Source organism: Hyphobacterium sp. CCMP332 (assembly GCF_014323565.1).
Lineage (GTDB): Bacteria > Pseudomonadota > Alphaproteobacteria > Caulobacterales > Maricaulaceae > Hyphobacterium.
This window is the reverse complement of sequence record NZ_CP058669.1, coordinates 361,013-374,703: the sequence shown is the minus strand read 5'-3', so window position 1 is coordinate 374,703 and position 13,691 is coordinate 361,013. Positions and strand designations below refer to the sequence as shown.

Here is a 13,691-nt window from a genome sequence, read left to right as displayed (position 1 = left end):
GGTCAGATGAAAGCATGACAGAGGGTCCTGAAATCTGGGCCGTGGCCGACACACGCCGAGGCGTGGAGAATCAGGCCATCGGCCTCGCTGAAGCGCTGGCGCGTGAGACAGGCGGACAAGTGCATCGGGCCGTGATCCGTGATGACGGCTATATCACGCTGCCGGATGCGGAGAATCCCGCGATCTGGATTGGCTGTGGCCGCCCCGCCATTGGCGTCGCGAAGCAGCATCGCAAGAACTACCCGCATGCGCGTTTCATCTATGTGCAGGACCCGCGCGGCCAGTATCAGCTCTTCGATGCGATCGTTGCGCCGATCCATGACCGGCTGGCCAGAAAGAATGCCCTTGCCATGATCGGCTCTCCCAATCGACTGACGGATGCGCGCCTGCACACGGAACGCGAAGAGTTCGCAGACCGGCTTGCGGAATTACCAACGCCGCGAGCGGCGATGTTGATCGGCGGCCCCAACAATCGATTGAAGATGACCGCGGCCGTCCAGAATTCAATTCTGGAGCGGGGCCAATGGCTCCTTGAAGAGGGCTATTCCCTGATGATCACGACGTCGCGGCGCACACCGGCCCCGCTCGTTCGTGCCCTCTCGAGCCTCGCGGAAAACCATCGCTGCTGGGTCTATCGCGGCGAAGGCGAGAACCCCTATTTTGCCTTCCTCGGGGCGGCGGACCTGATCTTCGTCACCGAAGACTCCACCAACATGCTCACAGAAGCCGCTTTTACCGGTAAGCCGGTCTATTCGTTGCCTCTGCATGGCAATCCGGGGAAATTCCGTCTTCTGCATGCGGCGCTCGAAGCCCGCGATGCGATGCGGCCCTTTCTCGGGCGGATCGACAGCTGGACCTACGAAAAGCTTGACGAAACCCGAAGGATCGCGAAGTTGCTGGCCAATTCATTCAATTGATCGGGGGAGACAAGCGATGATCAGGCTTATTTCGGGACTTTTACTGTTGGTGACTGCGACGGCATGCTCCCAAGGCGGGGATTCGCAGACTGCAGATTCCGGCCCCCCACAGGTCACAGCGGAACACAATGGAATCTGGCTTGCAGGACAACCAAGCGCGGCCGACATTCAGGCATGGGCAGACGCCGGGCGAACCGTGATCATCAATATCCGGCCGGATGATGAAGTGGCCGAATTGCCCTTCCAGGAAGACGTCGCGGCGCTCGGTGCCGGTATGACCTATGTACAGTTTGGCGTCGGCGGATCAGACGGGTTCAGCCGGTCCATGACATCGACCTTTACGTTTCAGATGAGCATGAATGAAGGCGCAGGCATCGTATTGCATAGTGCAACCGGACGCCGGGCGGCGTATCTCTATGCCGCGCACCTGATCGAAACCGGACAGGTGACGCCCGAAGAGGTCGACTCCCTCGGTCTTGCGCCGGACGGCAATCTGGACCCGGCAGTCATGCGGCAGCTTTCTCCACAATATGCTGAAGCCTTTCCTGAATAGACTTGTAGGCAAGCGGGCTTTGATTACTTAAGTCGGGATCAACGGAATTCCGAAAGAGCAAAATCATGTCTGAACCCCGCCACAGCAAAGTCGTCATCATTGGATCCGGCGCCGCCGGCTATACCGCAGCTATCTATGCAGCACGCGCCATGCTGAAACCGACGCTGATTGCGGGACTGCAACCGGGTGGACAGCTGACGATTACCACGGATGTCGAGAATTATCCCGGCTTTGCGGATGTTATCCAGGGGCCGTGGCTGATGGAGCAAATGCGGGCACAGGCCGAGCATGTCGGCACCGAGATCGTCGAGGACATTATCGTCGAAGCCGATTTGTCGCAGCGCCCCTTCAGGCTGAAAGGCGATGGCGGAGCCATTTACACAGCTGATAGCGTTATCATCGCAACCGGAGCCAGCGCGAAATGGCTGGGGCTTGAATCCGAACAAAAATTCCAGGGTTTTGGCGTTTCGGCCTGTGCCACGTGTGACGGCTTCTTCTACCGCGAGAAGGAAGTCTTCGTCATCGGCGGCGGCAATACCGCTGTCGAGGAGGCGCTGTTCCTGACCAATTTCGCCAGCAAGGTCACACTGGTCCACCGGCGCGATGAATTGCGGGCCGAGAAAGTCATGCAGGAACGCCTGTTCAAGCACCCGAAGATCGAGGTGATCTGGGACAGCACACTTGAAGAAATTACCGGCGATGATAATCCTCCGGGCGTGACCGGCGTGCGTCTTAGAAATCTGAAAACCGGTGCGGTTTCAGAACATCCCGCCGATGGTGTTTTCATCGCGATCGGCCACGCACCGGCCACGGAATTGTTCACCGATCAACTGGAATCCAAAGCTGGCGGCTATCTCGTCACCACGCCGGATTCTACTGCAACCTCCATTCCCGGCGTTTTCGCTGCCGGTGACGTCACGGACGATGTCTTCCGGCAGGCCGTGACGGCAGCGGGAATGGGCTGTATGGCGGCGCTGGAAGCCGAGCGCTTTCTGGCGGCTCAAGAATAGGCTGGATTTATCATTAAGTTGAATTAATTCGGTTGCAAGCCGCCGCTATGGCAATAGATGGCGGCAATCATACGATCCGCAATCCCGGGGAACAGGCATGCTTCAATTTGCACGAGCGATCATGGTCGCGGTCTTCTGCCTCGCCGCGCCGATGGCCGCAGCAGTCCAGTCCAGTGACGAGACGAGATTTGAATTATTCGATCCGTCTGTTGGCAATCATGGTGGTCAACAAATTGATTATTCGGTCTGGTCCGACATGCTCAGCGATATTGTCCTGAATGTCGGCCTGTCTGACCGGCGGTCGGCGCGCGGTGACCCCATCTTTACCGGCACGCGCATCTATACCGGCAATGACAGCCGCTATCGCTATGAAGCCAACCGGATCATCCTTCACCTTTTCGAGGATTTTCACACCGATGCCATTTCCGCCTATCGCGCGGAGCTGGAGCAATTGCCCGGCCAGATCAATTTCAGCGCCCTGCACCCCAATGAACAACTGGCCTACTGGCTGAACCTCTACACGGTCGCGATTGTCGAACAGGTTGCGTTGAACTATCCACGCCACGATCTTGACCGGATGAGAGCCCATGGCACGAATGAGGGTGTGTATGAAGCCAACATCCTGACCGTCATGGGCGAGCCGCTCAGCCTCAACGATATCCAGCACAATATAGTCTACCGCTATTGGGAAGATCCGCTTGTCATCTATGGCTTTTTCAATGGCAGTGTCGGCAGCCCCCGTATCCGGCGTGACGCCTATGCGGGTGACACGGTGTGGCGCCAGCTGGAGTCGAATGGCCGCGAGTTTGTGAACGCGTTGCGCGGCGTCGACAGCACGCCCAATCGTCTGGACATCTCCGAACATTACCGTTTTGCACGCCCGCATTTCTTTCCCGACTGGGAAAATCAGGTTCGGGCCCATTTGCTGAGCCTCGCCAATGACGACGTCGCCGAACTGGTGGAGCGTGACATGCCGCTACGGGCGAATGTCAATGAGTGGGGGCTCGCGGATATGACCAACGGGTCCAATCGCTGTGGTGGTTCGATCAGTCCGACAACGACAAATGCCAGCGGTGTTGAAAGGGAAGCCTCTTTCTGCAGCAACCTTCCTGACAATGCCCGGATTCTCCTGAATTTCGTCATCGAACGGCGGATGCGTCAGATGAGAAACGGCCTGTCCGGAGACGTCTTCATTCGCGATCTGCCTGACCGCAGCGAACAGATTGTCATCAATCTGGACGAGGATGAGGATGAGGATGAAGAAGCGGAAGAGGCTGAGGATCCATCCAACTGATCCCGGCATCAATGCAGTAAATTGGCGGCCCTTCGGGGCCGCTTTTCTTTTGGGGGAGTGCCAAGCCCCCCGATGACCGCTAAGCTGTGGTCTGCCTTGGGAGGAATTTATGGATCAGCGCAAAATTGACGGGTTTTCAGTCAATCCGATTGGCCTTGGCTGCATGGGTCTGTCCGCTTTCTACGGACAGCCGACGGATCAGGCCGAGGCGATCAAGCTGCTGCATGCTGCGATTGAGTCCGGTGTAAACCACTTTGATACTGCCGAAATGTACGGCATGGGCGCGAATGAGAAGCTGCTCGGGGCTGCGTTCGCGGACCGCCGCGACAAGGTACGTATCGCCACTAAATTCGGGCCGAAATTCCTGTTTGATGATGACGGGAAAATGACCGGTACGACCGTGGACGGAACGCCTGCCAATATGCGGCGTGCGGTGGAAAATTCTCTCGCCTTTCTGAAGACGGATGTGATCGACCTGTATTATCTGCACCGTGTTGACCCGAAAGTCGCGATCGAGGAGACCGTTGGCGCCATGGGCGAACTGGTCGCCGAAGGCAAAGTCCGGGCGATCGGCTTGTCCGAGGCGTCCGCTGACACCATTCGCCGCGCACATGCCACTCATCCGATTTCAGCCGTGCAAAGCGAGTATTCGATTTTTTCCAGGGACATAGAGTCCGATATTCTGCCCGCATTGAAAGAGATCGGTGCCACTCTGGTCGCATATTCTCCGCTCGGCCGCGGCTTGCTGACCGGCGCCATGACCCGCGACAACAAGCCGTCTGGTGAAGGTGAGTATCGTCAGGGCGCGATGCAACCACGCTTCGCGGACGGCGCATATGAGGCCAATCTCGCGCTTGTCGACGAGGTAAAGGCCATTGCCGAAGCTCACGGGGCAACGCCGGGACAGACCGCATTGGCCTGGGTGCTGGGGCGCGCCGACAATATCGTCGCCATTCCCGGAACGACCAAACTGGCCAACCTCAAATCCAACCTTGGTGCGGCAAACGTGTCATTGTCTAAAGACGAACTCGCCAAACTCGAAGGACTGGCCGATAAAGTCCACGGCGCACGTTACAATGAAAGCGGCATGTCGGCCGTGAACCGCTAGGCCGGCTAACCATGGATTGGGACAAACTCAAGTCATTTCACGCGGCAGCAGAGGCCGGTTCGCTCACCGCTGCGGCCGAAACGCTTGGCTTGTCACAATCTGCGCTCAGTCGACAGATTACGGCCCTGGAAGATCAACTGGGTATCAAGCTGTTTCACCGGCACGCCCGCGGACTCTTGCTGACCGAACCGGGCAAGCTGCTGTACAAGGCCGCGCACGACATCTCGGCCAAAGTCGCGCTGGCCGAAGCCATGGTTGCCGATTCCAGGGACAAGCCTTCCGGTGATCTTCGCGTCACGGCACCGACCGCACTGGGCGCGATCTGGCTCGCGCCCCGGCTGGCATCGTTCAATACAGCCTATCCCGATATCCGTATCCGGCTGATGCTGGATGATCACGAGCTGGACGTCGCCAGTCTGGAAGCGGAGTGTGCCATTCGTCCCTGGCCCTCGACCCAGAATGACCTGATACAGCGCAAACTCATGCAGGTGTCACAACACCTCTATGCCAGCCGTAGCTATCTGCATCGTTGCGGCACACCGGCCGCGCCGGAAGACCTCGACGATCATGCGATCGTGCAATATGGCCCGCCCTCTCTGGCGCCGATCCCGAATCTGGACTGGGCGGCGCGCCTTGGCCGCCCACCCGGCGCTGCGCCACGAGCGGCCATCGTCGAAGCCAATACAATCAACGCCGTCATGAAGGCCACCGAAGCGGGGCTGGGTATTGCCAGCCTGCCGGATTATGTCGCGCGTGAAAACGACAAGCTTGTTCGCGTTTTACCCGACGTTGAAGGGCCGGTGTTCGAGGTCTATTTCGTTTATGCGGAGGAATTACGCGGATCAAACCGGATCACGGTGTTTCGCGACTTTTTGATTGCAGAGGCCAAGCGCTGGGAAACCTGAATTTTTTCAATGCCCTGACCTCGCCACTATACCATTGCAAATCTGCATAACCGATATTCCACATTGGCTCTGGTCAATCTGGCGGCCATCCCTCATATCCTCGCCCGAACACAGCAGCAGCTGACACGTTCCCTTCTGAGTTTGCATACTGTCTCCTCCCCGACACCGTATGCACATTGCGCCGGGACCCTTCTCCTCCCCTAGGGCCCGGCGCTACAATTTCACAGATGTGAAAAAACCCCGGCCGATATGGCCGGGGTTTCTTTTTCCCGCGATATTTTCCGCTGCTAGCCGAGCGTCGACCGCAACATCCAGCCCATTTTTTCGTGAGCCGTCAGGCGCGGGGTCAGAATATCCGCCGTCGCCTCATCGCCAAGTTCGGCGGCCTGCTCGAGAGCAGAGCGAATAGTCGTGGCGACCTGCTCATGGCCGGCGAGCAAATCCGACAACATGTCGTTTGCGTCTGCCTTGGTCGCTTCCGATTTCACCTTCGCGAACCTGTCCATCTCCATGTAGGAAGACGGTGCCTTCACGCCCAGAGCCCGAACGCGCTCGGCAATATCGTCTGTGGCCGTCCACATCTCGTTGTACTGGGTTTCAAAAAGCATGTGCAGATCGTGGAAACGCGGACCCGTGACGTTCCAGTGATAAGCGTGCGTCTTGAAGTAGAGCGCATAGGTGTCGGCCAGCACCTCGGTGACGGCCTTCGCCATTGTATCGCGTTTCGCCTGGTCCATACCCATCGACATCGTCATAATTGACACTCCTTTCCGGCAGCGCTTTTGCGCCGTTATTTCTCATCACTCTGTATGAACCGCATCCAGACATAGATCAAATAACTATTATTCGTCACTAATATTATTTTTTTCTATGAAAGATTCTCCGCGAAGCGCCGGATCCGTTTGCCCGCCTCGCGCAATGAGTCATCATCCGTTGCATAGGAAATGCGAAAGCAGGGCGATCCGCCAAAGGCTGTGCCGGGAACGGCGGCGACCGCTTCCTCGTCGAGGAGCGCACTGCAGACGTCCACATCATTGTGGAGCGTCACTCCCTTCGCGGTGGTCTTTCCAATCCAGCCCGAGCATTCAGCAAATATATAGAAGGCACCTTCCGGAACCGGCGCCGACAGGCCCTTCGCCGCGTTGATATCCGCCAATACGATGTCGCGGCGCCTCTTGAACGCGTCATTGCGATCCCTGATGAAATCCATGGGGCCCTCAAGGGCTGCGAGCGCCGCCCACTGACTGATCGAGCAGGCATTGGAGGTCGTTTGCGAGATCACTTTGCGCATGGCGGCGATCAACGCTTTTGGCCCGGCGGCATAACCGATGCGCCACCCCGTCATCGAGAAAGCTTTCGAAACGCCATTCGTCGTCAGCGTCCGGTCGTACAGTCGGGGTTCGACCTGGGCGATCGTCGCAAATTCATAGCCATCATAGACGATGTGTTCGTACATATCGTCGGTCATGATCATGACCTGCGGATGGCGCAGCAAGACATCCGTCAGCCCGCGAATTTCGTCGGCCGTATATCCCGCGCCCGTCGGATTGGAGGGCGAGTTGAAAATGAACCATTTGGTTTTTGGCGTGATGGCGGCTTCGAGCTGCGCAGGCGTGATCTTGAATCCGTTCTCAATGCCCGCCGGGATGACTTTTGGTTCACCGCCGCATAGCCGGACCATTTCCGGATATGACACCCAGTAGGGGGCCGGAAACAGGACTTCATCGCCCGGATTCAGGGTCGCCACCAGGGCGTTATAAATGATGGGCTTGCCGCCCGGAGCCACCGATACCTGATCGGGGGTGTATACGAGGCCGTTCTCTCTCCCGAACTTGGCGACAATAGCCGCTTTCAATTCCGGTATCCCGTCAACGGCAGTATATTTCGTCTTGCCCGCGCGAATGGCTGCGATCGCCGCATCCTTGATATGATCGGGCGTATCAAAATCCGGTTCTCCGGCGCCCAGTGAAATGACGTCGACACCTTGCGCCCGCAAATCGCGCGCTTTCTGAGTGACGGCCAGTGTTGCCGAAGGCTGAACTCGTGCCAGCGCGTCCGATTGATGGAAGGTCATCCGGGAATCCTTTGTCCGAAAGTTTGATTCGAAACTAGCGGTCCCGGCGGCGGCGGCCAAGCGTCCAGCCCCTTTTCGGCCTCATTTGCCTATGGAAAGCCGCAAAGTTCTTGAACTTGGCCCGAATTGGCCCTCTGGAGGCCGGGAAGCTGCAGGACTGTCTTCAAGTCGAACGGCAATCGGGGAGATAAAAGATGGCCAGACCGGGAACCAGTAATGCCAGCGCTGTCACAGGGCTCATTCTTGCCGCTGCTGTTTTGGCCGTCACCCTGTTTCTCAATCAAAACCAGACTTCCGCCCGCCTGGTCATGCCCATGGCCGAACAGGGGGACGTCAATTCGAATGCCGATGGGCTGACACCCACGCCAGCGCGATAGCAAGAGGAATAGAAGATATGACCATCATTCGCAAAACAGCCGCTCCGGTCAAAGCACCCAGCGTTAGGGGTTTCGGCGTACTGGCGCGAACAGGCGGACAATCAGTGGCGGCGCTATACGACGCAAGACGCCGCGCCGAAAAAGCGCAAAAGCCCTGATATTCTGCCCTTTCCGGGTCGCCAGGCCTTCGCGAGTGGTTTAGATTACTCGCGGCGGGATTGTTGATTGGGCCAGGGCAGGCATTTGCAGCTTCGTGCGCTATTTTCAGGATCTACAAACACGCCTATCCGGGTGGAGCGCAAAACGGTTGCTGCCCTTGCCGTAACCGCAGGCGTGCACGGCATCCTCGCCTCATTGGTGCTAAATGCTTCTCCGCCTCTGCCGTGGCAGGAGGTTGACACCATCGATGTGGCTCTGGTTTTTGACCAGACCGCAATTGAAGACGAGCGGCCGACCGCTCCGGACATGGAAGACATTCCCCGGCCCGAACCTCTGGAGGTTGTTTCCGAGGCAGAAGATGCGGACGGCCCCACAGTCGAAAACCCTCCTGCGGTCGCCTCCTCGCCCCCTGCTTCGGCCCGGTCAGCTGACGAAGCGCCTGTCGGGAATATAGACCCGGCAGCGAATGCGTACGCACTCTCGCCCGGCACGCAATCCGTGCTCCGCGGCCTTCAATGTCCCGGCGACCCGGATGCCTTTGCCCGAACCGGGATCTGTCCCCAGGGCGCAGGAAGGCATACGCAGATGGTGGCAGCGGATGAAACCGCTTCGAGTTTCTATCTGATTGATGTGGATTTAATCCGGGCGCAATTTGGTCAGGGACCGCATCCATTATCAGGTCAGGCGACGCTGGATAACGGCACGCAACGCCATTCGCTTTCAAACGCGGATTCGATGCGCGACGCATTGCCCGCGTCCCGGCCAGATCCCGCATTCGGGGATTGACCCGGCAATAGAATTGCCGAACTTCTGCGGTCATGAATTTTCTTTCCGATACCACCGCGCCTGCGCATCCCGCGCTTCTGGCGTCTCTGACCGCTGCCAACTCCGGCTATGCGGCAAGTTATGGCAATGATGCGATAACCACCGAATTGAAGGCCCGATTGAGCGAGGTTTTCGCGACTGATCTCGAATTGGTGCTGACGACCAGCGGCACAGCCTCCAACGCTTTGGCCTTGTCGGTTCTTTGCCCCCCGCACGGTATGATTCTTTGTCACGATGAGGCGCATATCCATCGCGACGAGCGGGGCGCACCCGAGTTTTTCTCCGGCGGAGCAAAGCTTTTGCCGCTGGCCGGTGAGCATGCGAAAATTGATCCCGGCGAGCTTGAGCGCGCGCTGAATCAATGGCCGCAGGATTTTGTGCATGCGCCACCTCCCTGCGCCCTGTCGATTTCAAATCTGAATGAATCCGGCTGTGCCTATTCGCCGACGGAACTGACCGCTCTGACAGGGCGGGCGAAATCGAAGGCTTTGAATATTCATTTCGACGGGGCGCGATTTGCGAACGCCCTGGTGTCATCCGGTGAAAGTGCCGCCAGTATGAGTTGGCAATCGGGCGCGGACATCCTCTGCCTTGGGGCGACCAAAAACGGCGCGCTCGGCGCGGAAGCCATATTGTTGTTTGGCAATGCGCGGCGCCATTTGCCCGAACTTCAAGCCCGGCAGAAGCGCTCGGGCCATATGGGCCCCAAGGCACGCTATATTGCGGCTCAAATGCTGGCCTGGTTGCACGATGATTTATGGCTGGATCTGGCAAGGGCAGCCAATACTTCGGCGGCCGAAATTGCCAATACTCTGCGAAAAGCCGGAGCCGAAATCGTTCATCCCGTTGATGGCAATGAAGTTTTTGTGCGCCTCGACGTGGAAGTGGCAAGGCAGCTGCGGTCGGCAGGCGCCGGATTCTATCAATGGCCGGACGGTTCGGCGCGTTTTGTCGCCAGCTGGTCGACGACGGACAATGACCTCAAGGCCCTGGAAGACGCGTTGGGGGGCTAGGCTACGGCTTCCTCGTCAGCCTCATCGCCGTCATCGTATTTTTCGTCTGTGGAGCGACGCCATGGCCCCTCATATCGGGCTTCCTGCCGGCGGCGGCGGTCGGGTCCGAAATAGTTCGGTGCGCGAACAAAGCGCCGCGGCCGCTCGATCAATGAAATCATGCGCTCGAACAGGTCAATCGGACGCACCGGCTTGGCCAGGTATTCGTTCACGCCGACATTGATGGCCTGAAGCACGCGCGTCCGTTCGGAATGGGCGGTAACCATGATAATGGGCAGATATTTATTCGGGCTATTCTCGTCATTGCGGATGTGGGTGGCGAGTTCGAGACCGTCCATCTCCCCCATCAACAGATCGGCCAGGAGAATATCGGGATTGAAGGCGGCCATATTGTTGAGCGCGGTTTCGGCATCGCGGCATTCGTGAATCGTACGCACGCCAAAACCCTGCAATATTGTCCGCAGAATTGCCGACATATGCGGATTGTCCTCAACGATGAGAACACGAACGCGATCAAAACTGCCCGCCATGGTTTTTTGCGGACCCGCCTCTAAATTACTTCTAGCCCCAAGGGAACAAATTGCGCTGATCGGGATTAACCAAGAGTATATTTCCTCACTCCCCTCGGGGTTTTCTCATCAGGAAAGGCATCAAGATGATTTTTCGTACCGCAATACTGGGTTTTCTGCCCCTGATCCTGACTGCCTGCATGAGCGCGCCGCCGGACCGGCTGGCCGGGGATGAGCCGCCGCCCGTTGTCGCCTCGGTGGATATCGAGCGCTATCTCGGAACCTGGTTTGAAATCGCCCGGGCGGAACACAGTTTTGAGGAAAATTGCCATGGCGTTTCAGCCTATTACGAGCGCCGCGACGATGGGATGATCCGGGTGATCAACCGCTGCTGGCAGGGCGGGCTGGACGGCGAGCTGGACGTGGCGGAAGGCCGTGCGCGGATTGCCGATCCGGAGACCAATGCCAAGCTGGAAGTGAGTTTTTTCGGACCGTTTTTCGGCGATTACTGGATTGTCGAGCTGGCCGAGGATTATTCCTGGGCGGTGATTTCCGAACCGCAGGGCCGCTATCTGTGGATCCTCGCCCGCGAACCGCAAATGAATCCGGAAATTCTGGATGCCCGCCTAGCCTATCTGCAGGCGCTCGGTTTTGATACCGAAGGCCTGATCTATCCCGATCAATGGCCCAGCGCCGCGGCCGCACCGCGTGAAGGCCTGCCGGAATAAGCGGAACAAACTGGAAACCCTGCGCCGGAGTCCGTATATCTGAGGCATGGCCCGACTCACCACTGATGACAGTGCCGTCCGCGATATGGGGCAGGCGAAATTCGAAATCGAAAGTCCGGTGCCGACGCCCGCTGCCTGGGTGCCGCACCGCCCTGCCCGTCCGGAGAAATCGGAGGGCGGAGTCCGGTTCGAATGTGTCTCGGAATATTCGCCGACCGGAGACCAGCCCTCGGCGATTTCCGAACTTGTCCACGGTCTCAATGCGCAGGAGAGAGACCAGGTACTCCTCGGGGCGACGGGGACGGGCAAGACCTTCACCATGGCGAAAATCATTGAAGCGGTGCAGCGCCCGGCGCTGATCCTGGCGCCGAACAAGACGCTGGCGGCGCAGTTATACGGCGAATTCAAGAGCTTTTTTCCCCGTAATGCCGTCGAGTATTTTGTCTCCTACTACGACTACTACATGCCCGAAGCCTATGTGCCGCGCACCGACACGTACATTGAGAAAGAGTCTTCGATCAATGAGGCGATTGATAGGATGCGCCACGCCGCCACCCGTTCCATCCTGGAGCGGGATGATGTGATCATTATCGCCTCCGTCTCCTGCATTTACGGCATCGGCTCGGTCGAGACCTATACGGCGATGACGTTCGAGCTGAAGACCGGCGCCACCGCCGATCCGCGCGAGGTCGCGAAGAAACTCGTCGCCCTGCAATACACGCGCAATGACGCGGCTTTCCAGCGCGGCACCTTCCGCCTGAGGGGCGATGTGCTGGAAATCTTCCCGGCGCATTATGACGACCGGGCCTGGCGCGTGGATTTCTTTGGTGACGAGGTCGAGCGCATCACCGAATTCGACCCGCTGACCGGGCGCGCCCAGACCGAGCTCAATTCGGTCAAGATCTACGCCAATTCGCACTATGTGACGCCGCGCCCGACGCTGCATCAGGCCATGGCCTCCATCAAGGAGGAGCTGAAAGTCCGCCTCGCCTGGATGGAGCAAAACGGCAAGCTGCTCGAAGCGCAACGCCTCGCCCAGCGCACGGAATTTGATCTGGAAATGATCGGCGCGACGGGCTCGTGCGCCGGCATCGAGAATTATTCGCGCTACCTCACCGGCCGCAAGCCGGGCGAGCCGCCGCCCACATTGTTTGAATATATCCCGGAGGATGCCCTCGTCTTTGTCGATGAGAGCCACCAGACGATTCCGCAGCTGGGCGCCATGTTCAAGGGCGACTTCAGCCGCAAGAAAACGCTGGCCGATCACGGCTTTCGCCTGCCCTCCTGCCTCGATAACCGCCCGCTGAAATTCGAGGAATGGGACCTCATGCGGCCGCAGACCGTCTGTGTCTCGGCGACGCCCGGCGGCTGGGAATTGCAGCGCACGGGCGGCGTCTTCACCGAACAGGTCATCCGCCCCACCGGGCTGGTCGATCCGCCGGTCGAGGTCCGCCCGGTGTCGAAGGACGGGGCCAGCCAGGTCGATGACATTATCGATGAAGCCCGCGCCACGGCGGCCAATGGCTTCCGCACCCTGGTCACCACCCTCACCAAGCGCATGGCCGAGGATCTCACCGAATACATGCACGAGCAGGGGCTGAAAGTCCGCTACATGCACTCCGATGTCGACACGGTGGAGCGTATCGAGCTGATCCGCGACTTACGTCTCGGCGTCTATGATGTGCTGGTCGGCATCAACCTTTTGCGCGAAGGCCTCGATATCCCCGAATGTGGCCTTGTGGGCATTCTTGATGCGGATAAGGAAGGCTTTCTGCGCTCTGAAACCAGCATGGTGCAGACGATTGGCCGCGCGGCGCGCAATGCGGATGCGAAAGTCATCCTCTATGCCGACAAGATCACCAGTTCCATGCAGCGCGCGATGGATGAGACCGAACGTCGCCGCGAAAAACAACACGCCCACAATATCGAACACAACATTACGCCGACCTCGATTGTGCGCGGCATTTCAGATGTGCTCGAAGGCGTCATGGAAAAAACCGCCGCCGGTCGGTCAGGGCGGACACGTGGCAGGTCGCAAAGACGGGAAACCAAGGCCGCCGAAAATCAGGTGGCGTTCGAACCGAATAATCTGCGCGCCGTGGTCGCTGATCTGGAAAAACAGATGCGGGAGGCCGCGGCGAATCTGGAGTTTGAAACCGCTGCGGAGCTGCGCGATCAGATCAAGCAGTTGGAGGGGGAGTAGTTGGTTTCAGCGATAC

Annotated in this window: 14 protein-coding genes; 11 read left to right on the top strand and 3 right to left on the bottom strand. The window is 58.5% G+C overall.

Annotated features, from left to right (window positions below; all coding sequences use genetic code 11):
• Positions 1-14: 14 nt before the first annotated feature.
• From HXX25_RS01940 to HXX25_RS01915, 6 genes are all read left to right on the top strand, one after another.
• Positions 15-917 (top strand): mitochondrial fission ELM1 family protein, encoded by a 903-nt coding sequence (locus HXX25_RS01940; RefSeq protein WP_187166855.1) that lies wholly within the window; start codon positions 15-17, stop codon positions 915-917.
• A complete protein-coding gene (locus HXX25_RS01935; RefSeq protein WP_370543744.1) occupies positions 817-1,470 on the top strand; it encodes a beta-lactamase hydrolase domain-containing protein in 654 nt (217 codons plus the stop codon). Before HXX25_RS01940 ends, HXX25_RS01935 begins: the two co-directional genes overlap by 101 nt.
• 65 nt (positions 1,471-1,535) lie before the next feature.
• Positions 1,536-2,480: a thioredoxin-disulfide reductase gene (gene trxB / locus HXX25_RS01930; protein WP_187166853.1), complete on the top strand. Its 945-nt coding sequence runs from the start codon at positions 1,536-1,538 to the stop codon at positions 2,478-2,480.
• 97 nt (positions 2,481-2,577) lie between these two features.
• Positions 2,578-3,774 (top strand): DUF547 domain-containing protein, encoded by a 1,197-nt coding sequence (locus tag HXX25_RS01925; RefSeq protein WP_187166852.1) that lies wholly within the window; start codon positions 2,578-2,580, stop codon positions 3,772-3,774.
• Positions 3,775-3,883: 109 nt separating this feature from the next.
• Positions 3,884-4,882, top strand: coding sequence for an aldo/keto reductase (locus tag HXX25_RS01920; protein WP_187166851.1), 999 nt, complete (start codon positions 3,884-3,886; stop codon positions 4,880-4,882).
• Between the two features lie 11 nt (positions 4,883-4,893).
• The gene (locus tag HXX25_RS01915) at positions 4,894-5,787 is read left to right on the top strand and encodes a LysR family transcriptional regulator (RefSeq protein ID WP_187166850.1); all 894 of its coding nucleotides are present in this window, start codon (positions 4,894-4,896) and stop codon (positions 5,785-5,787) included.
• 287 nt (positions 5,788-6,074) lie between these two features.
• Here the strand turns inward: HXX25_RS01915 and HXX25_RS01910 are convergent, their stop codons facing one another.
• The gene (locus HXX25_RS01910; protein WP_187166849.1) at positions 6,075-6,542 is read right to left on the bottom strand and encodes a Dps family protein; all 468 of its coding nucleotides are present in this window, start codon (positions 6,540-6,542) and stop codon (positions 6,075-6,077) included.
• 113 nt (positions 6,543-6,655) lie between these two features.
• Entirely contained in the window at positions 6,656-7,861 is a 1,206-nt protein-coding gene (locus HXX25_RS01905; RefSeq protein WP_187166848.1) for a pyridoxal phosphate-dependent aminotransferase, read from the bottom strand.
• Positions 7,862-8,055: 194 nt separating this feature from the next.
• Between HXX25_RS01905 and HXX25_RS01900 the strand changes: the two genes are divergently transcribed.
• From HXX25_RS01900 to HXX25_RS01890, 3 genes are all read left to right on the top strand, one after another.
• The gene (locus HXX25_RS01900) at positions 8,056-8,238 is read left to right on the top strand and encodes a hypothetical protein (RefSeq protein ID WP_187166847.1); all 183 of its coding nucleotides are present in this window, start codon (positions 8,056-8,058) and stop codon (positions 8,236-8,238) included.
• 291 nt (positions 8,239-8,529) lie between these two features.
• A complete protein-coding gene (locus HXX25_RS01895) occupies positions 8,530-9,183 on the top strand; it encodes a hypothetical protein (RefSeq protein WP_233346808.1) in 654 nt (217 codons plus the stop codon).
• 32 nt (positions 9,184-9,215) lie between these two features.
• A complete protein-coding gene (locus HXX25_RS01890) occupies positions 9,216-10,235 on the top strand; it encodes a low specificity L-threonine aldolase (protein WP_187166845.1) in 1,020 nt (339 codons plus the stop codon).
• Here HXX25_RS01890 and HXX25_RS01885 read toward each other — a convergent pair.
• On the bottom strand, positions 10,232-10,765 hold the full coding sequence (locus HXX25_RS01885; protein WP_187166844.1) for a response regulator: 534 nt from the start codon (positions 10,763-10,765) through the stop codon (positions 10,232-10,234). The genes HXX25_RS01890 and HXX25_RS01885 overlap by 4 nt on opposite strands.
• A 125-nt stretch (positions 10,766-10,890) precedes the next feature.
• Here HXX25_RS01885 and HXX25_RS01880 point away from each other — a divergent pair, with 125 nt between their 5' ends.
• Entirely contained in the window at positions 10,891-11,472 is a 582-nt protein-coding gene (locus tag HXX25_RS01880; RefSeq protein ID WP_187166843.1) for a lipocalin family protein, read from the top strand.
• A 46-nt stretch (positions 11,473-11,518) separates the two neighbouring features.
• Positions 11,519-13,675 carry an excinuclease ABC subunit UvrB gene (uvrB, locus tag HXX25_RS01875; RefSeq protein WP_187166842.1) on the top strand — a complete coding sequence of 719 codons (2,157 nt, stop codon included), beginning with the start codon at positions 11,519-11,521 and terminating at the stop codon, positions 13,673-13,675.
• Positions 13,676-13,691 lie beyond the last annotated feature (16 nt).